A 23,401-nucleotide genomic window follows, 5' to 3' on the forward strand; every position below is an offset into this window, starting at 1 on the left:
TTCCCTCCACTCCACACAGCCCCGTACTCACAGGGAACTCCCATGCCCGAACCGCCGAAAGCGAGCGAATGTCGTTGATTGGTGGATGAGAGTGGAGTAAAGTGGGGTTACCTGGATTCTGGCCGGAGGAAAGGGGGTGACGCGATGTTCCTCGGAAGCTACGAACCAAAGCTCGACGAGAAAGGTCGAGTCATTCTTCCGGCGAAGTTCCGTGAGGAGTTGTCGAACGGCCTCGTGCTCACACGAGGCCAGGAGCGCTGCATCTACGTGTTCAGCGTGCGGGAGTTCGAGAACATGAGCGACAAGATCCGCCAAGCCCCGGTGACGAGCAAGCAAGCGCGCGACTACATGCGCGTCTTCCTCTCCGGGGCGTCAGCGGAGACCCCCGACAAACAGCATCGCGTCACCATCCCCGCCACGCTCCGCAACTATGCGGGGCTCGACCGTGACCTCACGGTCATCGGCACGGGCAGCCGGGTGGAGATCTGGGATGCAACGGCGTGGCAGAAATACCTCGCCGAGCAGGAGGCGGCCTTCGCAGACACGGCGGAGGAGGTGATCCCCGGGCTCTTCTGATCCTCTGGCTCCGACTCCCAGCCGGCCGCGCCTGATGCACTTCCCCGCACCAGGACGAACGGATGGGGATCGGAACCCGAGGCCCCGAAGGCAAGGCGGAACTATGGACTTCGAACGAATTCACACCCCGGTGATGCTCGACCGCACGGTCGAGCTGCTCGCTCCCGCCCTCGATCGCGAGGGCGCGGTGCTCGTCGATGCCACGCTCGGCATGGGCGGACACACTCGCGCGTTCCTCGAGCGCTTCCCGAACCTCACCGTGATCGGCCTCGATCGCGACCCCGACGCCCTCGAGATCGCCCGTGAGCGCCTCGCGGCCTACGGTGACCGCATGCGGTTCGTGCACACGGTCTACGACGGCATCGCGCGCGCCGTGCGATCCGAGGGATTCCGTGAGGTGCAGGGAGTGCTCTTCGACCTCGGTGTCTCGTCGCTGCAGCTCGATCGGGCCGAGCGCGGGTTCGCCTACTCGAAAGATGCTCCGCTCGACATGCGGATGGACTTCACGCAGGGGCGCACCGCGGCCGACGTCATCGCCGAAGAGAGCGAAGACGAGCTCAAGCGCATCTTCCTCGACTACGGCGAGGAGAAGCTCGCGGCGAGGTATGCGCGAGCGATCGTGCGGGCCAGGGCGGAGGCTCCGATCACCCGTTCGGCCCAGCTCGTCCAGATCATCACGGCGGCGACGCCCGTCGTCGTGCAACGGCAGGGGCATCCGGCCAAGCGGGTCTTCCAGGCGCTGCGCATCGAGGTGAATGAAGAGCTCTCGGTGCTGCAGGATGCAATGCCGGCCGCCCTCGACACGCTCGCCGTCGGCGGTCGCATCGTCGTGCTCGCCTACCAGTCGCTCGAGGACCGCATCGTCAAGCGGGCACTCCAGGCCGCAGCGAGCTCCAGTGCACCCGCCGGGTTGCCCATGGAACTGCCCGAACACCGCCCGAACTTCAAGCTGCTCGTACGCGGAGCAGAACAGGCGAGCGAATCAGAACAAGCGGAGAACCCGCGTGCGAAGCCGGTGCGACTGCGCGCCGCCGAACGAGTGAGGAGGCCGTCATGAGCGCTGTGCCGGCCCAGTCCGTACCAGCCCCACGTCGCATCGAGACGGAGAGCCAGCGGCGACTCCGTCCTGCTCCCGAACGCGCGATCGCGCGCGCCAAACCCACGCTCGGCTATGCGGTGATCGCCCTCGGCAGCGTCGCGGTCATCATCCTCGCGCAGCTGCTGCTCTCCATCGCGGTCACCCAGGGCGCCTACGAGATCGATGCCTACCAAGTGCGCCAGGCCGAGCTCGCACGGGAGCAGCAGACGCTCACCGAAGATCTCGATCGAGTCGAGTCGCCGCAGTTCCTCGCGATGAACGCCGAGGCGCTCGGCATGGTGCCGAATTCGAGCCCGGTGTACCTGCGACTGTCCGACGGGGCGGTGCTCGGGCAGCCGACCGCCGCGACCGGCGGCGCAGCGGCATCCGCTCCGCTCGTGCCGAACACCCTCATCGACGGCGTGCCGCTCGTGACCGAGCAGCAGGGCGGCAATGCTGAGAACGCGGCGAAGCCCGAGCACGCCGCCGACCCCGCGACGCCGAACCAGGCGGCCGCACCGCCGGCGGGCAACGGACTCCCGACGCCCGCGACGCACTGAACGCGCATGGCGAGCAGCACGACGATGACGAGAACGGGGACGGGGAACGGATGAACCGCATCAGCCGGCACCCGATGCGTCGCATCCTGATCGCGGCGGTCGTGCTCGTCGCGCTCGTGGGCGTCTTCGTCGTGCGTCTCGTCGACATCCAAGTGGTGCGCGCCGCCGAGCTCAACGTGCAGGCCGAAGACGCCCGGTCCCAACCGGTGACCACCTACGGGGCACGCGGCGACATCGTCGACGCGAACGGGAAGGTGCTCGCCGACAGCGTCATCCGGTACGACATCGCCCTCTCGCCGAAGAACGCCGGACCGGTCGACCGCGAGGTCCCCAATCCCGCTGATCCCGCGAAGACGACGACCGAGAAGGTCCCGCTCGAACAGGTCGCCGCAGAGCTCGGCGCGGCCGTGGGCATCACGGGCGAGGAGGTGCTCGCCATCATCGACAGCCACCTCGCCGCCGACCCGAAGTCCGACTTCGCCTACGTCGCCAAGCTCGTCGACACTCCGACCTATGAAGCGGTGAAGGCGCTCGACATCCCGTGGGTCGTGCCCTCAGAGCACCCCAGCCGTCGTTACCCGAACGGCGCCGTCGCCGGCAACCTCATCGGATTCGTCGACCCCGACGGCGAGGCGCTCGCGGGCCTCGAGCTCGCCGAAGACGAGTGCCTCGCCGGCGAGAACGGCGAGAGCAGCTACCTGCACAGCCTGCGCGACTGGGTGACGATCCCCGGAACGGAGGTCGTGCACAAGGAGGCGCGCAACGGCGGCACCCTCGAGCTCACGATCGACAGCGACCTGCAGTGGTTCGTGCAGCGTGCCGCCGAGGCGCAAGTGCAGGCGACCGGGGCCGATTGGGCGACCGTCACAGTCATGGAGGCGAAGACCGGCCGGCTCCTCGCCGTCGCCGACGTGCCGACGGTCGACCCGAACGACCCTGCCGCGACTCCCAAGGGCGACCGCGGCTCACGGTCGTTCACCGCCCCATTCGAGCCCGGATCGACGTTCAAGGCGCTCACCGCGGCATCCGTGATCGACGCGGGCAAGGCCGATCCGCTCAGCGAGATCGTCGCCGACTACCAGTACCTGCCGCCGAACGGCGCCGACATCACCGACAGCTTCTTCCACGGGCCGACCCCGTACACGCTGACCGGGGTGTTGATCGACTCGTCGAACACCGGCATGTCGATGTTCGGCGAACGTCTCACCGACCAGCAGCGGTTCGAGTACATGCAGGGCTTCGGGCTCGGCGAGCGCACCGAGGTCGGGTTCCCCGCCGAGGAGCCCGGCGACCTGCACGGCGGTCCCGACGAGTGGGACAACCAGACCAAGTACGCGACGATGTTCGGCCAGGGACTCACCACGACCGCCGTGCAGATCGCGAGCGCATACCAGACCATCGCGAACGGCGGCGTGCGCATGCCCGTCACCTTGGTCGACGGATGCCGCGACGAGAACGGCGACGTCACCGAGACCGAGTCCACCGGAACGCAGGTCATCTCCGAAGGCGCCGCCGACCAGACGAGCCAGATGCTCGAGCGCGTGTACCTCGAAGGGTGGCTCGCCGACGAGTGGGAGATCCCCGGCTACCGCGTGGCGGCGAAGACCGGCACCGCGCAGGTCGCCGATGGCCAGGGCGGCTACCTGACCGGCCACCTCGTGTCGGTCTCCGGCTTCGCCCCGGCCGACGACCCCGAGTTCGTCGTTTCGGTGAGCATCATGAATCCGGTTAAGATGAATTCGTCCGCCGCCTCCGCTCCCGTCTTCCAGCAGGTGATGAGCCAAGTGCTGAAGAAGTATCGGACCGTTCCATCCGGCGCCCCGGCGCCCGAGCTGCCAGCCACCTGGTGAGAAAGTTGGGTTCGTGACCGGATCGCCTCCCACGGCCCTCCGGCCGCAGCATCCGAGCCCCCGATCCGTCCACGGCCTCGCCGAGGCGTTCGGCCTCGAGGTGCGCGGCGATGTCGACGGTCTCGAGATCACCGGCGCGGCACTCTCGTCGGCGACGGTGCGCCCCGGCGACCTCTACGTCGGCGTACCCGGCAGGAACGCGCACGGCGCCGACTTCACGGCCGCAGCCCGCGATGCCGGCGCGGTCGCCGTGCTCACCGATGAGACCGGCGCCGTGCGGGCCGCGGGAGCCGGGCTGCCGATCCTCGTGACCCCCGACGCGCGAGCCGCGCTCGGCGAAGTGGCGGCGTGGATCCACCGCACGGCCGAGAATCCCGCCACCCTGTTCGCCGTGACCGGCACGAACGGCAAGACGAGCGTCGTGTACCTGCTCTACGGCATCCTCCGCCAGCTCGGCATCGTCGCCGGCCTCACCTCGACGGCCGAACGGCGCATCGGCGACGAAGCCGTCACGAGCTCGCTCACGACGCCCGAGGCGAGCGAGCTGCACGCGCTGCTCGCGCGCATGCGCGAGGTCGACGTGCGCGCGGTCGGCATCGAGGTGTCGGCGCAGGCGCTCTCGCGGCACCGGGTCGACGGGCTCGTGTTCGACGTCGTCGGGTTCACGAACCTCACGCACGACCACCTCGACGACTACGCGTCGCTCGAGGAGTACTTCGACGCGAAGCGCGAGCTGTTCCAGCCGGAGCGCGCACGTCGCGGCGTGATCACGGTCGACTCCGAGTGGGGGGAGCGACTCGTCGGCGCGTCTCGCATCCCCGTGACGACGCTCACGACCATCGACGGCGTCGTGGCAGACTGGCGCCTCACCGTGCTCGACGAGACGGCCACCCACACGAGCTTCGTGCTCGACGGCCCAGAGGGGCGCCGCCTCGAGTCGAGTGTGCCCCTGCTCGGCTGGTATATGGCGGCGAACGCCGCGCTTGCGATCATCATGCTCGTCGAATCGGGCATCGATCTCGAGCGCATCGCGCACGTCCTCGAGCGCGACGGCGGCGTCGACGCCTACATCCCGGGTCGCGCCGAGCGCATCTCGGGCGATCGCGGCCCCGTCGTCTACATCGACTACGGCCACAGCCCCGATGCGTTCCTGCAGACCCTCGGCGCCATCCGCCGCTTCACCTCGGGCAAACTCGTGATGGTCTTCGGCGCCGACGGCGACCGTGACACCACGAAGCGCGCCGAGATGGGCGCGATCGCGGCACGCGGCGCCGACGTGGTCGTCGTCACCGACTTCCATCCTCGCTTCGAAGACCCCGCCGCCATCCGCGCGGCGCTCATCGCCGGAGCGCGCGCGGCAGTGCCCGAGCGCGAGATCCACGAGGTTCCCGACCCGCGTGCCGCGTTCCGCGCCGCGCTCGCCCTCGCCGGCGAGGGTGACGCGATCCTCTATGCAGGGCCCGGCCATGAGGACTACCACGAAGTGCGAGGCGTGAAGATCCCGTATTCGGCTCGCGAGGACTCGAAGCAGGCGTTGCGCGACGCCGGGTGGCTCGAATGATCGCGCTCACCCTTGCAGAGTTCGCAGCGGCCGCCCCCGGCGAGCTCCACCTCAAGGGCACCGACGCGACGCCTGAGACGGTCGTCTCCGGCGCCGTCACGACCGACTCCCGCGAGGTCTCGGCGGGCGGCGTGTTCGTCGCCAAGCGCGGTGAGTTCGACGACGGCCACCGCTTCGCTCCCGCCGCCGCGGACCAGGGAGCCGCCCTCCTCGTCGTCGAACGACCGCTCGACGTGCCGGTGCCCCAGCTCGTCGTGGCCGACTCGGTCGACGCGCTCGGTGCGATCGCCGCAGAGGTCGTTCGGCGCGTGCGCTCCCACGGGCAGCTCCGCATCGTGGGCGTCACCGGATCGAACGGCAAGACGACCACGAAGAACCTCCTCCGCACGGTGCTCGAGCGAGTGGGTCCCACGGTCGCCGCACGCGCGTCGTTCAACAACGAGGTGGGTGCGCCGATCACGATGCTCGAGCTCACCGACGAGACCCGATTCCTCGTCGCCGAGATGGGCGCGAGCGCGGTCGGCGAGATCGCTCGGCTCATCCGCCTGGCCAAGCCCGACATCGGCATCGTCCTGAAGGTGGGCCTCGCCCATGCCGGGGGGTTCGGCGGCATCGAGCAGACCGTGCGTGCGAAGTCCGAGATGGTCACCGAACTGCTCGGCACGGATGTCGCGGTGCTGAACGCCGACGACCCGCGCGTCGTGCCCATGGCCGATCTCACCGCGGCTCGAGTCGTGTGGTTCGGACTCGGCGAATCGGCCGACGTGCGAGCCGTCGACGTCGTCGCGCACTCCCGCGGCACCGAGTTCACGGTCGTCCTGCGAGGCGGCGAGCGAGCACGAGTGCGCTTCGGCGTGCTCGGCGAGCACCACGTCATGAACGCCCTCGCGGCGATCGCGGCATCCGTCGAACTCGGCGTGCCCCTGTCGGCCATCGTCGAGGCCCTCGAGTCGGTCACCCTCGCCGAGCGCTGGCGGATGCAGCTCATGGGCGGCCGCGACGACGTCACGATCATCAACGACGCCTACAACGCGAGTCCCGACTCGATGGCCGCTGCGCTGAAGACCCTCGCGCAGGTGAAGGCACCGGGCGGGCGCACGATCGCCGTGCTCGGCGAGATGAGCGAGCTCGGCGAGTTCTCGGGCGAGGAGCACGACCGCATCGCGCTGCTGGCCGTGCGACTCGGCGTGTCGCAACTCGTCGTCGTCGGCAATGGCGCCCGGCGCCTGCACATCACCGCCATCAACGAGGGCTCGTGGGACGGCGAATCCGCCTACGTGGAGACCGCCGACGAGGCGTTCGACCTCCTCGTGTCCTCCATCCGCCCCGGTGACACGGTGCTCGTCAAATCGTCGAACTCGGCCGGCCTGCGTCACCTGGGCGACCGACTGGGAGAATGGTTCTCGTGAGAGCACTGCTGACTGCCGGAGCCCTGTCGCTCTCCTTCACCCTGTTTCTGACCCCGTTGTTCATCCGCCTGTTCACGCGGCTGGGGTGGGGCCAATTCATCCGCGACGACGGTCCGAAGAGCCACCACGTCAAGCGCGGCACGCCCACGATGGGCGGCATCATCTTCATCCTCGGCACGCTCTTCGGCTATTTCGTGGCGACCCTCCTGGTGAGCAACGAGCCCCCGACGGAGTCGGGGCTGCTCGTGCTGCTCATGATGGTGGGCCTCGGGGCCGTGGGCTTCATCGACGACTTCCTGAAGACCCGCAAGAAGCAGAGCCTCGGGCTCGGCGGTTGGGCGAAGGTCGCCGGGCAGGTCGCGGTGGCGACCACGTTCGCCCTGCTCGCGCTGCAGTTCCCGAACGCGCAGGGCGTGACCCCCGCCAACACGAAGATCTCGTTCATCCGCGACCTCGACCTCGACTTCATGGTCTTCGGCACCATCGGCGGCGTGATCCTGTACGTGCTCTGGATCTGCCTCATCACGGCCGGCACCTCGAACGCGGTGAACGTCACCGACGGACTCGACGGGCTCGCCACGGGCGCCTCGATCCTCGCGATCGGCTCGTTCGTCATCATCGGGTTCTGGCAGTTCAACCAGTCGCGCTTCGGCGAGAACCTCAATCCGAGCGACTTCTATCGCAGCTACGACGTGCGCGATCCGCTCGACATCGCGATCGTCGCGACGGCCATCGTCGGCGGCCTCATCGGCTTCCTGTGGTGGAACACGAACCCCGCGCACATCTACATGGGCGACACGGGCTCGCTCGCGCTCGGCGGCGCCCTCGCGGCCCTCGCGATCGTGAGCCACACCGAGCTGTTGCTCCTCGTGATCGGCGGCCTCTTCGTGATCGAGACGGGTTCGGTCATCGTGCAGCGTGCCTACTTCAAACTGACCCGCGGGAAACGCATCTTCCTGATGAGTCCGATCCACCATCACTTCGAGCTCAAGGGCTGGGCCGAGGTCACGATCGTCGTCCGGTTCTGGATCATCGGCGGCTTGTTCGTCGCCGCCGGCGTCGGCAGCTTCTACTTCGAATGGCTGCAGAGTTGACCTCGGATGCCGCCACGAGCCCGCAGGGCTCAACCGCCCGCCTCGACTCCCTGACGAGCTGGCATGCCGACTGGAGCGCGCTTCGCGTCGCCGTGCTCGGACTCGGCGTCACGGGCTTCGCCGTCGCCGACACGCTCACCGAGCTCGGCGCGAAGGTGCTCGTGCTCGCGCCCGAGCCCGACGACGACCGGGCCCGCATCCTCGAGGTCATCGGCGCCGAGCTGCTGCGGCATCCGCTCGACTCGGTGCCCGCCGGGCTCGCGGAGTTCGCCCCTGAGCTCATCGTCGCCTCGCCCGGGTTCCACCCCGACCACCCCGTGCTGGAATGGGCGGGGGAGACCGGCACGCCCGTCTGGGGCGACATCGAGCTCGCCTGGCGCGTGCGCGACAAGGTCAACGCCGCCGAGTGGATCCTCGTGACCGGCACGAACGGCAAGACCACGACGGTCCAGCTCACGGCGACCTTCCTCGCGGCGAACGGCCTGCGCGCGGCGCCCTGCGGGAACATCGGCGTGCCCGTGCTCGACGCCGTACGCGACCCGGGCGGATTCGACGTGCTCGTCGTGGAGCTCTCGAGCTATCAACTCCACCATCTGCCGACCATCGGCCCTGGAGCCCTGCACCCGTGGGCGAGCGTGTGCCTGAACGTCGCCGACGACCACCTCGACTGGCACGGCTCCGCCGAGGCGTACCGGTCGGCGAAGGGCACCGTCTACGCGAACACCAAGGTCGCGTGCGTCTACAACCGCGGCGACGAGGCGACCGAGCAGATGGTGCGCGATGCCGACGTCGAAGAGGGGGCCCGGGCGATCGGGTTCGGGCTCGACGTTCCCGGGCCGAGCGACTTCGGCGTCGTCGAGGGCATCCTCTGCGACCGTGCGTTCCTCGAGGAGCGGCAGACCTCCGCGCTCGAGATCGTGACGGTCCCAGAGCTCGAGCGGCACGGCCTCGCCGCACCGCACGTGGTGGCCAACATCCTCGCGGCATCGGCGCTCGCGCGATCCTTCGGTGTTCCGGTCGAGGTCATCCACGACGCGCTCAGAGACTTCCGTCTCGACGCACATCGCATCGAGACGGTCGCGGTGGCCGGCGGCATCCGCTGGATCGATGATTCGAAGGCCACGAATCCGCACGCCGCCGAGGCCTCGCTGCGGGCGTTCGGGCAGGTCGTCTGGATCGTCGGCGGGCTCCTGAAGGGCGTCGACGCCGACGCGCTCGTGGCGTCGCACGCGCCGCGCCTTCGCGCTGCCATCGTGATCGGCGTCGATCGCACCGAGCTCGTCGCCGCATTCGCCCGACACGCGCCGGCACTGCCCGTGTTCGAGGTCGACGCGGATGACACTGAACACGTGATGCCCGAGGCGGTCGCACTCGCTGCGGCGGTCGCGGGGGAGGGCGACACCGTGCTCCTCGCGCCGGCCGCGGCATCCATGGACCAGTTCGCCGACTACGCCGACCGCGGCCGGCGATTCCACGACGCGGTCATCGCACAGCTTGGGGGTGAGGCGGATGGCGACCCCGCCCCGCAAGAGCCGCCCAGCGAAGGCTGAGCAGACGGGCGCCTGGGCCGCCCGCATCGGTCTCGGCCGCGTGTTCCGCGTCGAGTCGAAGGACTACTTCCTGCTGCTCGGCACGACGCTGTTCCTCGTCGTGTTCGGGCTCATCATGGTGCTCTCCTCGTCGTCGGTCGAGTCGCACCTCGATGACGGCGGGTTCTTCGTGCAGGCGACCAGGCAGGGCCTCTACGCGCTGTTCGGGATTCCGATCATGCTCATCGCGAGCCGGATGCCCGAGACGCTGTGGATGCGGATGGCGTGGCCCGCCCTCATCGTCTCGTGCGTGCTGCAACTGCTCGTGGTGGCGACCCCGCTCGGCATCACCGTCGGCGGCAACACGAACTGGCTCGCGATCGGGCCCGTGCAGTTCCAGCCGTCGGAGCTCATCAAGGTCGCGCTCGTCATGTGGCTCGGACTCATCGTGACGAAGAAGGAACCGTACCTCGGCGAGTTCCGGCGGGGCATCCTGCCGATCCTGCTCGTCGGCGGCGGCTCGATCGGGCTCGTGCTCCTCGGCGGCGACCTCGGCACCGTCATGATCATGGGCGCGATGCTCCTCGGTGCGCTCTTCCTCATCGGCGTCCGGTTCCGCCTCCTGCTGCCGCCGGTCTTCATCGGCGCGATCGCCTTCGTCATCGTCGCCGTCTCGAGCGACAGCCGGATGCGACGCATCACGGCGTTCCTCGAGGAGAACTGCTCGCAGTACGACCAGGAGGACTGCTACCAGATCCAGCACGGGATGTTCGCCCTCGCGAACGGCGGGGTGTTCGGAGTCGGGCTCGGGAACTCGGCGGCGAAATGGTCGTGGCTTCCGGCCGCCGACAACGACTTCATCTTCGCGATCATCGGCGAGGAGCTCGGCCTCATCGGCGCGGTCGTCGTCATCGCCCTCTTCGTCGTGCTCGCCGTCACGTTCGCGCGTGTGCTCCGGGCGGCTCGCACGCAGTTCGCACGTGCAGTGACGGCAGCGGTGCTCGTGTGGATCATCGGTCAGGCCTGTGTCAATATCGGTGTCGTGCTCGGCGTCTTCCCCGTTCTCGGTGTCCCCCTTCCGCTCGTCTCAGCGGGCGGCACCGCCCTGCTCACGACGCTCTTCGCGATCGGCGTCGTGCTCTCGGTCGCACGCGATCCCGAAGCGCCGGCTCGCGCGGCGGCACGCGCCGAGGCCCGCAAGGCACGCGCGGTGGGGCGTCCGCTCCGATGACCGTCTACCTGTTGGCCGGCGGGGGCACCGCCGGCCACGTGAACCCGTTGCTCGCGGTCGCCGGTCGCTTGCGCGAGCGCGACCCCGAGGCGCTTGTGCTCGTGCTCGGCACCGCCGAGGGCCTCGAGTCGAGGCTCGTCCCGGCGCGCGGCTACGAGCTGCTCACGATCGCGAAGGTGCCCTTCCCGCGGCGCCCGAACCGCGCGGCGCTCGCGTTCCCCGCCCTGTTCCGACGCTCGATCGACGACGTGCGCGCCATCATCGCCGAACGCGGCGTCGACGTCGTCGTCGGCTTCGGCGGCTACGTCTCGACGCCCGCGTATCTCGCGGCACGACGCGAGGGCGTGCCCGTCGCAATCCACGAGGCGAACGCGAGACCCGGTCTCGCCAACCGCCTCGGCGCACGATCGGCGGCCGCCGTCGGCGTCGCGTTCGCCGGCACGCCCCTCCCTCGCGCGCAGGTCGTCGGCATGCCGCTCCGCCCCGAGATCGAATCGCTCGATCGCGCGGCGCTGCGGGCCGAGGCCGCGGCGTTCTTCGGCCTCGATCCTGATCGCCCCATCCTGCTGGCGACCGGCGGTTCGCTCGGCGCGCGTCGCATCAATCGCACGGTCGTCGACAGCGCACGCGCCGTCACGGATGCCGGGTGGCAGGTGCTGCACATCACGGGAGCCGCGTCTGAGGTCGACGACCCGGCGATGGCCGGCTATCGCATGGTCGAGTACGCCGACCGCATGGATCTCGCGCTCGCCCTCGCCGACTTCGCGGTCTCCCGGGCCGGCGCCGCAACCGTGAGCGAACTCGCCGCGCTCGGCATCCCGGCCGTCTACGTGCCCTATCCCGTCGGCAACGGCGAGCAACGATTCAACGCGGCCGAGGTCGTCGCGGCAGGCGGCGGCATCCTCGTCGACGACGCGGCATTCGTGCCCGAGTGGGTCACCGCCGAGCTCGCGCCGCTCCTCGGCGACCGAGCGCGTGTCACAGCGATGGCCGAGGCCGCGGCATCCGTCGGCCGTCGCGACGGCACCGATCGAATGGTCGCGCTCGTCGACACCGCGCTCGGCGGGGGAGCCGGCGAGTCCGCGCGAGGCGCGTAACGTTGAGTGGGCGGATGCCGCGGCCCCGCTCCAGACCGAACGATTCATCGACCACACTGAGATCGACCACACCGAGGAAGACCCGCACCCCGTGACCATCAAGCCCGACCTCACCGTCCAGATTCCCGCCGAGCTCGGCGCCGTGCACTTCGTCGGCATCGGCGGATCGGGCATGAGCGGCATCGCACGGCTCTTCCTCGGCGCGGGTCATCGCGTCACGGGCTCCGACGTGCGCGACTCCGACAACATCGCAGTCCTGCGCGAGCTCGGCGCCGAGATCGCGATCGGGCACGACGCCGCCAACCTGGGCGATGCCGATGCCGTCGTCGTGACCGGTGCGTTGTGGGAGAACAACCCCGAGTACCAGCTGGCACTCGAGCGAGGACTGCCGGTGCTGCATCGCTCGCAGGCGCTCGCCTGGCTGATCGCGGGCCAGCGACTCGTCTCGGTCGCGGGTGCGCACGGCAAGACCACCTCGACGGGCATGATCATCACGGCCCTGCTCGAGCTCGGCGCCGACCCGAGCTTCGTGAACGGCGGCGTCATCGAGGAGCTCGGCGTGAGCTCGTCGGCGGGCGAGGGGGAGCTCTTCGTCGTCGAGGCCGATGAGTCCGACGGCTCGTTCCTGCTCTACGACACCTCGGTCGCCCTCATCACGAACGTCGATGCCGACCACCTCGACCACTACGGGTCGCTCGAGGCGTTCGAGCAGGCGTTCGTCGACTTCGCCGACCGTGCCCGTGAGTTCGTCGTCATCTCCTCCGACGACGCCGGCGCCAAGCGCGTCTCCGAGCGGCTCTCGCATGAGCGGGTGGTCACCTTCGGCGAGGCGGCGGATGCCTCGGTGCGCGTGCACTCCATCGAGACCGACGGTCCCGTCTCGTTCGCGATCACCTACCAGGGCGTCGACCACCGCGCGACGCTTCGCATCCCAGGCCGGCACAACGCGATCAACGCCGCCGGCGCGTTCGCCGTGCTCGTGGGCCTCGGGTTCGACCCGGGGGCATCCCTCGACGGCATCGCCCGGTTCGCCGGCACCGGCCGCCGCTTCGAGCTGCACGGCACCGTCGGCGGCGTGAGCGTCTACGACGACTACGCGCACCACCCGACCGAGGTCGCCGCCGCCCTTTCGGCGGCGCGCACCGTCGTGGGTTCCGGGCGGATCATCGCCGTGCACCAGCCGCATCTCTACAGCCGCACGCGGCTGTTCGCCAACGAGTTCGCCGAGGTGCTCGAGCGGTTCGCCGACGAGACGGTCGTGCTCGATGTCTACGGGGCGCGTGAAGACCCCGAGCCCGGCGTCACCGGCGCCCTCGTGAGCGAACGATTCACCGACTCGTCGCACGTCGCCTATGTGCCCGACTGGCAGGAGGCCGCCGACTACACGGCGCGCATCGCGCGCGAGGGTGACTTCGTGATCACCCTCGGCTGCGGCGACGTGTATCGCATCGTGCCGCAGCTGCTCGGCTCGCTCGAGCGGGAGCGCGGATGAGGGTGCGCGGCGCGTGAAGCGGCCGCAGGGGTTCGACCAGCCGGCCAAGCGTCGTGCCGGGCGGCCGAAGCCGGCCGGCGCGGCGCCGGCCGCGCGCGAATCAGCTGCAACTGCGACGACGGCCGGCGCACCCCGGCGGACGGCCGGGTCGAAACCGCCATCCGATCGCGATCGGGTCGCGACCGAGCCGATCCCGGTCGTCGCGGCATCCGGCAGCACGTTGTCGCACACTCCCGATGCCGAGCCCGGGCGACCCGCCTCGGCATCCGGACTGGCCGTGCCCGGTGACCTTCCGCGTGACGCCCGCTCGACCAGGCGCGCCCTCGCGGCCGCCGCGCGAGAACGTCGCCGGTACGAGCGGCAGGAGGTGCGCCGCTTCACGAAGCGTTCGCGCCGCCGCCGGCTCGTCTGGAGCGTGGTGCTCGGCTCGATCGCGGCGCTCGTGGTTGTCGTCATCGGCGGCGCATACTCGCCCCTGATGGCCCTGCGCGACGTGCGCGTCGAAGGCGCCCAGCGTATTCCGGCCACAGAGGTGCAAGCAGCGTTCGCCGGCACGCTCGGCACGCCGCTGCCGCTCATCGCCTCGGCCGACGTGCACGACGCGCTCTCGGCCTTCCCGCTCATCGAGACGTATTCGACCGAGACGATTCCGCCCGGCACGCTCGTCGTGCGAATCGTGGAGCGCACGCCCGTCGGCGTGATCGACACGGGCGAGGGCCTGGAGCTCGTCGACGCGGCGGGCGTGGTGATCGAACGGCCGGAGACGCGGCCCGATGGGCAACCACTCATCGAGGCCGAGGGTGGCATCGCGGGCGAGGGGTTCCGCGCCGCGGCCGCCGTCGTGCGGAGCCTGCCGCCCGACGTGCGCGGGCAGCTCGTCGGCGTGCACGCGGCGACCGCAGACGACGTGCGGCTCCAGCTCGCCGCGGGTGCGACCGTCGTGTGGGGGAGTGCAGAGGAGTCCGCGCAGAAGGCGGCTGTGCTCGCCAGGCTCATGGTCGCGGCGCCTCCCGACACCGTCGCGTCCTACGACGTGTCGTCGCCGCAGAGCGCCGTCACGCGCTGAGACGGCGCCCCGGGCCATCCCATCGGGCCGATATCCGGCGGCGGATCGCGACACGCGGGCCCTCCTTGCGCGGCGGCGGGCGCGTGGCACGTACCGTCAAGTCAGGAATTGCATACTCAGCAAGACTTTAACCTTCGACTAGAGGTTCAGAGTTTCGACGGAGGCCGGACGTGTCAACAAATCAGAACTACCTCGCCGTCATCAAGGTCGTCGGTATCGGCGGCGGTGGTGTCAACGCCGTCAACCGCATGATCGAACTCGGTCTCCGCGGAGTCGAATTCATCGCAATCAACACCGATGCGCAGGCGCTGCTCATGAGCGACGCCGACGTCAAGCTCGACGTCGGCCGCGATCTCACCCGCGGACTGGGTGCCGGGGCCGACCCCGAGGTCGGTCGCCGCGCCGCCGAAGACCACGCCGAGGAGATCGAGGAGGCGCTTGCGGGCGCCGACATGGTCTTCGTCACGGCCGGCGAGGGCGGTGGCACGGGCACCGGTGGCGCGCCCGTCATCGCGCGCATCGCGAAATCGATCGGCGCCCTGACCATCGGTGTCGTCACGAAGCCGTTCGGGTTCGAGGGCAAGCGTCGCCAGACGCAGGCCGAGCAGGGTGTGGCGCGGCTGAAAGAAGAAGTCGACACGCTCATCGTCGTGCCGAACGACCGCCTGCTCGAGATCAGCGACCGCGGGATCTCGATGCTCGAGGCGTTCGCGACGGCCGACCAGGTGCTGCTCGCCGGAGTGCAGGGCATCACCGACCTCATCACCACGCCCGGCCTCATCAACCTCGACTTCGCCGACGTCAAGTCGGTCATGCAGGGCGCGGGTTCCGCGCTCATGGGCATCGGCTCGTCGCGAGGAGCCGATCGTGCGATCAAGGCGGCCGAACTCGCTGTCGCGAGCCCACTGCTCGAGGCCTCGATCGACGGCGCACACGGAGTGCTCCTCTCGATCCAGGGCGGCTCCAACCTCGGCATCTTCGAGATCAACGACGCGGCACGCCTCGTGCAGGAGGCGGTGCACCCGGAGGCCAACATCATCTTCGGCGCCGTGATCGACGACACCCTCGGCGATGAGGTTCGCGTCACGGTCATCGCCGCGGGATTCGACGGGGGCGAGCCGAGCTCGAGCGCGAAGCCCGTCGAAGCACGGCGCTCGAACTTCGCCACTGCAGCCGTCGGCGCCGGCATCGGCGGCTCGGCGCTGTCGGGTGACACCGGCGACGCCATCGGCGAGATCAACATCGACGAACTCGTCGAGACCGCGAACTGGGGCGAGGCGTCGACCGGTGCCGGCGACCAGATTGTCTCCGACCCCGCCTTCGACAGCGGCGACGACGACCTCGACATCCCCGACTTCCTGAAGTGAGCGGCGCGTTCCAGCCCGGCAGGCGGTGCGCATGAGCGCACTCGCCGACCGGCTGGCCGCCGTGCGCGCGGCCATCGCCGAGACCGCTGCCGCGGCCGGGCGATCGCCCGATGAGCTCACGACCGTGGTCGTCACGAAGTTCCAGCCGGCCTCGCTCGTGGCCGAGCTCGCTGAGCTCGGCGTGCGCGACATCGGCGAGAACCGCCATCAGGAGGCGCAGGCCAAGGCTGCCGAGCTGGCAGGGCTCGGGCTCCGCTGGCACTTCGTGGGCCAACTGCAGAGCAAGAAGGCCAGGCAGGCCCTCGCCTACGCCTCGGTGATCCACTCGGTCGACCGGCCAGGCCTCGTCGACGCGCTGCGGTCGGATGCCGCATCCGTCGACTGCTTCGTCCAGGTGAACCTCACCGACGACCCGGGTCGCGGCGGCGTCGCGCCGAACGAGCTCGACGCCCTCGTCGAGCGCGTGCTGGCGACATCCGGACTCCGCCTGCTCGGACTGATGGCCGTCGCACCGCTCGGCGAACCCGCCCGCCCTGCGTTCGCCCGCATGAGGGAATACTCGGAACGCATTCGTCGAATCGCTCCGGAAGCGCGAGGATTGTCCATGGGGATGTCCCACGACTACCGCGACGCGATATCGGAAGGTGCGACACACCTCCGGATCGGCACCGCAATCACCGGGAATCGGCCGGTCGCCGGTTAGCCTCGAAGAGACGGAAAACAGACGGAGGCAGCGATGTCGAACCCGCTCAAGAAGACCATGGTCTATCTCGGACTCGCCGATGAGGAGTTCGAAGACGAGACCCCACAGGCGCACCCGCAACCATCGGCCGCGCCGATCGTGCACGCGGCACCGGCGCCGAAGACCGGCGCGGCGGTGACGCCGCTGCGAAAGCACCATGTACAACCGAGCACACCGCAGGCGGAGATGAACGAAATCCTGACCGTGCACCCGCGTCAGTATCGCGACGCGCAGGTGATCGCCGAGTCCTTCCGTGATGGAGTGCCGGTGATCATCAACCTCTCGCAGATGTCGGATGCCGATGCGCGACGCCTGATCGACTTCGCGAGCGGTCTCTCGCAAGGCCTCTACGGCAAGATCGAGCGCGTCACGAGCAAGGTGTTCCTGCTCTCACCCGCACATGTGGTGGTCTCGGGGGAGACCGGCGAGGCCGAAGGCGACGTGGACGCGTCGTTCTTCACGCACGCGTAGCCACGTGGGCGCGTTCTCCGTCGTCTGGAGCATCCTCTACACGTTGCTCCTGATCTATTTCTTCGTGATGTGGGGGCGCTTCATACTCGACCTCGTGCGCACGTTCAACCGATCCTGGCGACCCCGGGGGGCGTCGCTCGTGATCGTCGAGGCCGTGTACAGCGTCACCGACCCCCTGGTCCGGTTCTTCCGGCGGCTCGTGCCGCCGATCCGCATCGGCCAGATCGCACTCGATCTCGGGTGGAGCCTTGCGATGCTCGTCATCATCGTGGCCATGACCGTGGTGTCATGGCTCGCTGCTGCGGGCTGACGATCTCCTGCGAGGAGTGACGCTGAGACGATCGGCGCTGCGCCTCTCAGGTTCTCTTTGCTAGCGTTAGCTGAACGTGTTCGAAACAGTTCGACAGATTTGAGGGTGGAAAGCCATGGCGCTAACTCCGGAAGATGTGGTCAACAAGCGCTTCCAGGCGACGAAGTTCCGGGAAGGGTACGACCAAGACGAGGTCGACGACTTCCTCGACGAGGTGGTCGTCGAGCTTCGCCGGCTCAACCAGGAGAACGAGGAGCTGCGCCAGCGAGTGACCGCGGCAGAGGCCCGTGCCGCGGAGGCCGGCAAGGCATCCGCCGCGGCGCCGGCGCCTGCCGCGGTGTACGCCGAGCCCGCTGCGCCGCCGCCCACGGTGGCCGTGCAGACGCAGCCTCCGGCCGTCCCGCAGTCGGACTTCGACGAGCAGACCAGCACGACGAACCTCCTGCAGCTGGCCCGCCGGCTGCACGAGGAGCACGTGCGCGAGGGCGTCGAGAAGCGCGACGCGCTCATCGCCGAAGGCCACGCCACGGCGGCTCGCGTCGTCGCCGAGGCCGAAGCGAAGCAGCGCGCCCAGATGGGCATCCTCGACCAGGAGCGCCTCGCGCTCGAGAAGCGGGTCGACGAGCTCCGGGTGTTCGAGCGTGAGTACCGCCAGAAGCTCAAGAGCTACATCGAGGGTCAGCTGCGCGACCTCGACACGGCGGCACCCGTCTCCGTGTCGGGCAATCAGGGCTTCTCCTCGCCGGTGAGCGCCGGCGTGCCGGCCGAGCAGCCTGCGCCGACCTTCCAGGGCTTTGGAGGCTGAGCGGGCCGCAAAGGTCGGCATCGCCAGTGCTCTCCTGGTCTTGGCCGGCGCCGCCGTCGCGGCGTACGGCCTCGACCAGACCAGCAAGTTCCTCGTCGTCTCGAACCTGACCGAGGGCGAGATCGTGCCGGTGCTCGGGTCGGCGCTGCAGTGGCAGTTCGTGCGAAACCCCGGTGCGGCGTTCTCGCTCGCGAGCGGCATGACGTGGATCTTCACGATCCTCGCCGCTGCCGTGATCACGTTCATCGTGTGGTTCGCCCGCCGCATCCGTTCCATCGCGTGGGCGGTCGTCTTCGGGCTGCTTCTCGGCGGCGTGCTCGGCAATCTCACCGATCGGCTCCTTCGGGAGCCGAGTTTCGGCCTGGGGCACGTCGTCGACTTCATCTCGACGCCGTGGTTCATACCGGCCATCTACAACTTCGCCGACATCGCGATCGTGTCGAGCATGGTGCTCTTCATGATCCTCACGATCCGCGGCGTCGGGCTCGACGGCAACCGCGAAGTGAAGGCGAAGGTTTCCACGGCGGCGCCCGAGGCCGCGACGAGCGATGCGGCGACGAGCGACGGTCGCGCGTTCTCGGCGAGCCCTGAGCTCGCGCGTGAGTCCTGAGCATGGAGCATCGTTCGTTCCCCGTTCCCGACGGGCTCGACGGCGTGCGCGTCGACGCGGGACTCGCCAAGCTCCTCGGCTTCTCACGCACGCTCGCAGCGGAGATCGCGGGCGCCGGCGGCGTGCTGCTCGACGGGGCATCCGTCGACAAGTCCGACCGCCTTCGCGGTGGGGCCTGGCTCGAGGTGAGCTGGGAGCCGCCGCGCACGCTCGCGATCGAGCCGATCGCGGTCGCCGACCTCGGCATCGTCCATGACGACGACGACCTCGTCGTCGTCGACAAGCCCGCCGGCGTCGCCGCGCATCCGTCGCTCGGCTGGAACGGGCCGACCGTGGTCGGCGCCCTCGCGGCTGCCGGCTTCCGCATCTCCACGTCGGGCGCACCCGAGCGCCAGGGCGTCGTGCACCGACTCGACGCCGGCACCAGCGGGCTCATGGTCGTCGCGAAATCCGAGCGGGCCTACACCGAGCTCAAGCGCCAGTTCCACGACCGCGAGGTGGAGAAGATCTACCACACCGTGGTGCAGGGTCGCCCCGACCCCCTGGCCGGCACGATCGACGCACCCGTCGGCCGGCATCCGCGGTCGGAGTGGAAGTTCGCGGTCCTCGCGGGCGGCAAGCACGCCGTGACGCACTACGAGACGCTCGAGGCCTTCCGCGCCGCGTCGCTCCTCGACGTGCACCTCGAGACCGGGCGCACACACCAGATCCGGGTGCACATGGCGGCGCAGCGGCATCCGTGCGCCGGCGACACCATGTATGGGGCCGACCCCACGCTCTCGACGCGTCTCGGCCTCACCCGGCAGTGGCTGCACGCGCGACAACTCTCCTTCTCGCACCCCGCCGACGGGGAGTGGGCGACCTTCGTCTCGGAGTACCCGAGCGACCTCGCGCATGCGCTCGAGGTGCTGCGCGGCGACTGACTCGCCCCCAACGAGGCCTCAGTGGGGGCGGCCGCCCATAGACTTTGAAGACCCCAGACCACACTTGCAGCACCCCGATTTGGAGCCCAGTGGCCACCGATTCCTTCGTCCACCTGCACGTGCACAGCGAGTACTCGATGCTCGACGGTGCAGCACGGGTCGGCGAGCTCATCCAAGCCGCGAAGAGCGAGGGGATGCCCGCCGTCGCCATCACCGACCACGGCAACGTGTTCGGCGCATACGACTTCTGGAAGCAGGCGACGGATGCCGGCATCAAGCCGATCATCGGCACCGAGGCCTACATCACGCCGGGCACGGCCCGTGGCGACAAAACAAGGGTGCGCTGGGGCAGCGGCGGCGGCGACGACGTGTCGGGTTCCGGCGCCTACACCCACATGACCCTGCTCTCCGCGTCCACGGAGGGCATGCACAACCTCTTCCGGCTCTCGAGTCGCGCCTCGATCGAGGGCTACTACTTCAAGCCGCGTATGGACCGCCAGCTCCTGCAGACCTACTCGAACGGGCTCATCGCCACCACGGGCTGTCCGAGTGGTGAGGTGCAGACCCGGCTCCGGCTCGGGCAGTACGACGAGGCCGTGAAAGCGGCATCCGACTATCGCGACATCTTCGGCCGCGAGAACTACTTCGCCGAGATCATGGACCACGGGCTCGGCATCGAGAAGCGCATCATGGACGACCTGTTGCGCCTCGCCAAGCAGCTCGATCTGCCGCTCGTCGCCACGAACGACCTGCACTACACGCACGCGCACGACGCGAAGAGCCACGCTGCATTGCTCTGCGTGCAGTCGGGCTCGACCCTCGACGACCCGAACCGCTTCAAGTTCGACGCCGACGAGTTCTACCTGAAGACCGCGGCCGAGATGCGCCACCTCTTCCGCGATCACCCCGAGGCCTGCGACAACACGCTGCTCATCGCCGAGCGCTGCGACGTGAAGTTCAACACGAACGCGAACTACATGCCCCGTTTCCCTGTGCCAGAGGGCGAGAGCGAGGAGAGCTGGTTCGTCAAGGAGGTCGAGCGCGGCCTCCACGTGCGCTATCCCAACGGCATCCCCGACGAGGTGCGCAAGCAGGCCGACTACGAGGTCGGGGTGATCCTGCAGATGGGGTTCCCCGGATACTTCCTCGTCGTCGCCGACTTCATCAACTGGTCGAAGAACAACGGCATCCGCGTCGGACCCGGGCGTGGCTCCGGTGCGGGCTCGATGGCGGCCTACGCGATGCGCATCACCGACCTCGACCCGCTCCAGCACGGCCTCATCTTCGAGCGGTTCCTGAACCCCGACCGCGTCTCGATGCCCGACTTCGATGTGGACTTCGACGAGCGTCGTCGCGGTGAGGTCATCAGGTACGTCACCGAGAAGTACGGCGACGAGCGGGTCGCGCAGATCGTCACCTACGGCACGATCAAGGCGAAGCAGGCGCTGAAAGACTCATCGCGCGTGCTGGGCTTCCCGTTCGGCATGGGCGAGAAGCTCACGAAGGCGATGCCGCAGGCCATCATGGGCAAGGACATCCCGCTCACGGGCATCCTCGACAAAGATCACCCGCGCTACAAGGAAGCGGGTGACATCCGGGCGATCATCGAGACCGACCACGAGGCGAAGACGGTCTTCGAGACGGCCCTCGGCCTCGAGAACCTGAAGCGGCAGTGGGGTGTGCACGCCGCGGGCGTCATCATGTCGAGCGATCCGCTCATCGACATCATCCCGATCATGAAGCGGGAACAAGACGGCCAGATCGTCACGCAGTTCGACTATCCCGCGTGCGAGGCCCTCGGCCTCATCAAGATGGACTTCCTGGGGCTGCGCAACCTCACGATCATCGACGACGCCCTCGACAACATCGAGGCGAACCGCGGGTTCCGGCCGGTGCTCGAAGATCTCGCCCTCGACGATCGCGGTGCGTACGAATTGCTCAGCCGGGGCGACACGCTCGGCGTCTTCCAGCTCGACGGAGGGCCGATGCGGTCGCTCCTCCGGCAGATGAAGCCTGACAACTTCGAGGACATCTCGGCCGTCATCGCGCTGTACCGCCCCGGACCCATGGGCGCGAACTCGCACATCAACTACGCCTTGCGCAAGAACGGCCTGCAGCCGATCACGCCGATCCATCCCGAGCTCGAAGAGCCCCTGCGAGAGATCCTCGACACGAGCTACGGCCTCATCATCTACCAGGAGCAGGTGATGGCCATCGCCCAGCGCGTCGCGGGATTCTCCCTCGGCCAGGCCGACATCCTGCGCCGTGCGATGGGCAAGAAGAAGAAGTCCGAGCTCGACAAGCAGTACGAGGGCTTCCGCGGCGGCATGAAAGCCAACGGCTTCTCGGATGCCGCGATCAAGATGTTGTGGGACATCCTCCTGCCCTTCTCCGACTACGCCTTCAACAAGGCGCACTCGGCCGCTTACGGCGTGCTGAGCTACTGGACCGCCTACCTCAAGGCGCACTTCCCCGCCGAGTACATGGCGGCGCTGCTCACGAGCGTCGGCGACGCCCGCGACAAGCTCGCGCTCTACCTCAACGAGTGCCGCCGCATGGGCATCAAGGTGCTGCCGCCCGACGTGAACGAGTCGATCGGGTACTTCGCCGCCGTCGGCGACGACATCCGCTTCGGCCTCGGCGCGGTACGCAACGTCGGCTTCAACGTCGTCGACGCGATCAGGGCAGCCCGAGAGCAGAAGGGGCGGTTCGAGTCGTTCCACGACTTCCTGAAGAAATCGCCGCTCCAGGTCGCCAACAAGCGCACGGTCGAATCGCTCGTCAAGGCCGGCGCGTTCGACTCGCTCGGCGCCACGCGGCGCGCCCTCGTCGAGATCCACGAGAGTGCGGTCGAGTCCGTCGTGAAGGAGAAGCGAGCCGAGGAGGTCGGCGACTTCGGGTTCGACTTCGACAGCCTCTTCGAGGAGCACGAGAAGCACGCGGTGACGCTCGTTCCCGACCGGCCCGAATGGGCCAAGCGCGACAAGCTCGCGTTCGAGCGCGAGATGCTCGGCCTGTACGTCTCCGATCACCCGCTCGCCGGACTCGAGGCGCCGCTCGCGAAGCACGCCTCGACGACGATCACCGACCTCCTGAGCTCGGACTCCACTCAAGACGGCGACACCGTCACGGTTGCCGGGCTCGTCACGAGCGTGCAGCATCGCGTGGCGCGCCAGAGCGGCAACCAGTACGGCATGATCCAGGTCGAGGACTTCTCGGGCGACATCACGGTGATGTTCATGGGCAAGGCCTACCAGGAGTTCGCACCGGGGCTGAAGGGCGACTCGATCGTCGTGGTGCGCGGCCGGGTGAGCATGCGCGACGACGGCATGAACCTGCACGCCTACAGCGTCTTCTCACCCGAACTCGGCCAGGGCGACGAGGTCGGCCCGGTCGTCATCTCGCTGCCCGACGTGCGCGCCACGACCGACACGATCTCGGCGCTCGGCGACGTGCTCATCCGGCATCGTGGTGAGACCGAGGTGCGCTTGCGGCTCGTGAAGGGTCGCTCGGCGCGCGTGTTCGAATTGCCCTACCCCGTGCGGGTCACCGCCGACCTCTATGGCGAGCTGAAGAGCCTGCTCGGCCCGAACTGCCTCGTGTGACGGCGGGCGACTGCCCCCTCCGCCG

At 68.9% G+C, this 23,401-nt stretch carries 20 protein-coding genes; all 20 read left to right on the forward strand.

Translation table 11 applies throughout. From position 1 onward, the window contains the following. The first annotated feature begins 144 nt into the window (after positions 1–144). The 20 genes from mraZ (at position 145) to dnaE (ending at position 23,376) form a co-directional block, all read left to right on the forward strand. Positions 145–576 (forward strand): division/cell wall cluster transcriptional repressor MraZ, encoded by a 432-nt coding sequence (gene mraZ / locus QFZ29_RS06750; protein WP_306893424.1) that lies wholly within the window; start codon positions 145–147, stop codon positions 574–576. A gap of 103 nt (positions 577–679) precedes the next feature. Next, positions 680–1,633: a 16S rRNA (cytosine(1402)-N(4))-methyltransferase RsmH gene (gene rsmH, locus QFZ29_RS06755; RefSeq protein WP_306893425.1), complete on the forward strand. Its 954-nt coding sequence runs from the start codon at positions 680–682 to the stop codon at positions 1,631–1,633. Next, complete coding sequence (locus tag QFZ29_RS06760; RefSeq protein WP_306893426.1) at positions 1,630–2,214, forward strand: hypothetical protein; 585 nt, start codon at positions 1,630–1,632, stop codon at positions 2,212–2,214. Before rsmH ends, QFZ29_RS06760 begins: the two co-directional genes overlap by 4 nt. Before the next feature lie 50 nt (positions 2,215–2,264). Then, positions 2,265–4,064 (forward strand): peptidoglycan D,D-transpeptidase FtsI family protein, encoded by a 1,800-nt coding sequence (locus tag QFZ29_RS06765; protein ID WP_306893427.1) that lies wholly within the window; start codon positions 2,265–2,267, stop codon positions 4,062–4,064. Positions 4,065–4,077: 13 nt separating this feature from the next. Further along, positions 4,078–5,625 carry a Mur ligase family protein gene (locus QFZ29_RS06770; protein WP_306893428.1) on the forward strand — a complete coding sequence of 516 codons (1,548 nt, stop codon included), beginning with the start codon at positions 4,078–4,080 and terminating at the stop codon, positions 5,623–5,625. Continuing rightward, positions 5,622–7,034, forward strand: a complete 1,413-nt coding sequence (locus QFZ29_RS06775) for a UDP-N-acetylmuramoyl-tripeptide--D-alanyl-D-alanine ligase (RefSeq protein WP_306893429.1) — start codon at positions 5,622–5,624, stop codon at positions 7,032–7,034. The genes QFZ29_RS06770 and QFZ29_RS06775 overlap by 4 nt, the downstream gene beginning before the upstream one ends. After that, positions 7,031–8,128 carry a phospho-N-acetylmuramoyl-pentapeptide-transferase gene (gene mraY, locus QFZ29_RS06780; protein WP_306893430.1) on the forward strand — a complete coding sequence of 366 codons (1,098 nt, stop codon included), beginning with the start codon at positions 7,031–7,033 and terminating at the stop codon, positions 8,126–8,128. The genes QFZ29_RS06775 and mraY overlap by 4 nt, the downstream gene beginning before the upstream one ends. Further along, positions 8,113–9,678, forward strand: coding sequence for a UDP-N-acetylmuramoyl-L-alanine--D-glutamate ligase (gene murD / locus QFZ29_RS06785; RefSeq protein ID WP_306893431.1), 1,566 nt, complete (start codon positions 8,113–8,115; stop codon positions 9,676–9,678). Before mraY ends, murD begins: the two co-directional genes overlap by 16 nt. After that, positions 9,638–10,888: a putative lipid II flippase FtsW gene (gene ftsW / locus QFZ29_RS06790; RefSeq protein WP_306893432.1), complete on the forward strand. Its 1,251-nt coding sequence runs from the start codon at positions 9,638–9,640 to the stop codon at positions 10,886–10,888. Before murD ends, ftsW begins: the two co-directional genes overlap by 41 nt. Beyond that, entirely contained in the window at positions 10,885–11,985 is a 1,101-nt protein-coding gene (gene murG, locus QFZ29_RS06795; protein ID WP_306893433.1) for an undecaprenyldiphospho-muramoylpentapeptide beta-N-acetylglucosaminyltransferase, read from the forward strand. The genes ftsW and murG overlap by 4 nt, the downstream gene beginning before the upstream one ends. Before the next feature lie 91 nt (positions 11,986–12,076). Then, the gene (murC, locus tag QFZ29_RS06800; protein ID WP_306893434.1) at positions 12,077–13,477 is read left to right on the forward strand and encodes a UDP-N-acetylmuramate--L-alanine ligase; all 1,401 of its coding nucleotides are present in this window, start codon (positions 12,077–12,079) and stop codon (positions 13,475–13,477) included. A gap of 13 nt (positions 13,478–13,490) precedes the next feature. Continuing rightward, complete coding sequence (locus tag QFZ29_RS06805; RefSeq protein ID WP_306893435.1) at positions 13,491–14,543, forward strand: FtsQ-type POTRA domain-containing protein; 1,053 nt, start codon at positions 13,491–13,493, stop codon at positions 14,541–14,543. A gap of 170 nt (positions 14,544–14,713) precedes the next feature. Next, the gene (gene ftsZ, locus QFZ29_RS06810) at positions 14,714–15,910 is read left to right on the forward strand and encodes a cell division protein FtsZ (protein ID WP_306893436.1); all 1,197 of its coding nucleotides are present in this window, start codon (positions 14,714–14,716) and stop codon (positions 15,908–15,910) included. Positions 15,911–15,941: 31 nt separating this feature from the next. After that, the gene (locus tag QFZ29_RS06815; protein ID WP_306893437.1) at positions 15,942–16,613 is read left to right on the forward strand and encodes a YggS family pyridoxal phosphate-dependent enzyme; all 672 of its coding nucleotides are present in this window, start codon (positions 15,942–15,944) and stop codon (positions 16,611–16,613) included. Between the two features lie 33 nt (positions 16,614–16,646). Further along, positions 16,647–17,123 (forward strand): cell division protein SepF, encoded by a 477-nt coding sequence (locus QFZ29_RS06820; protein ID WP_306893438.1) that lies wholly within the window; start codon positions 16,647–16,649, stop codon positions 17,121–17,123. A 4-nt stretch (positions 17,124–17,127) separates the two neighbouring features. Continuing rightward, a complete protein-coding gene (locus QFZ29_RS06825; RefSeq protein ID WP_129520511.1) occupies positions 17,128–17,433 on the forward strand; it encodes a YggT family protein in 306 nt (101 codons plus the stop codon). Positions 17,434–17,548: 115 nt separating this feature from the next. Continuing rightward, positions 17,549–18,238 (forward strand): DivIVA domain-containing protein, encoded by a 690-nt coding sequence (locus QFZ29_RS06830; protein WP_306893439.1) that lies wholly within the window; start codon positions 17,549–17,551, stop codon positions 18,236–18,238. Between the two features lie 40 nt (positions 18,239–18,278). Continuing rightward, on the forward strand, positions 18,279–18,848 hold the full coding sequence (gene lspA / locus QFZ29_RS06835) for a signal peptidase II (RefSeq protein WP_373426188.1): 570 nt from the start codon (positions 18,279–18,281) through the stop codon (positions 18,846–18,848). A 2-nt stretch (positions 18,849–18,850) separates the two neighbouring features. Further along, positions 18,851–19,771 carry an RluA family pseudouridine synthase gene (locus tag QFZ29_RS06840; protein WP_306893441.1) on the forward strand — a complete coding sequence of 307 codons (921 nt, stop codon included), beginning with the start codon at positions 18,851–18,853 and terminating at the stop codon, positions 19,769–19,771. Between the two features lie 137 nt (positions 19,772–19,908). Further along, positions 19,909–23,376 carry a DNA polymerase III subunit alpha gene (gene dnaE, locus QFZ29_RS06845; protein ID WP_373426264.1) on the forward strand — a complete coding sequence of 1,156 codons (3,468 nt, stop codon included), beginning with the start codon at positions 19,909–19,911 and terminating at the stop codon, positions 23,374–23,376. Positions 23,377–23,401: the final 25 nt, after the last annotated feature.

The organism is Agromyces albus (genome assembly GCF_030815405.1).
Taxonomy (GTDB): domain Bacteria; phylum Actinomycetota; class Actinomycetes; order Actinomycetales; family Microbacteriaceae; genus Agromyces; species Agromyces albus_A.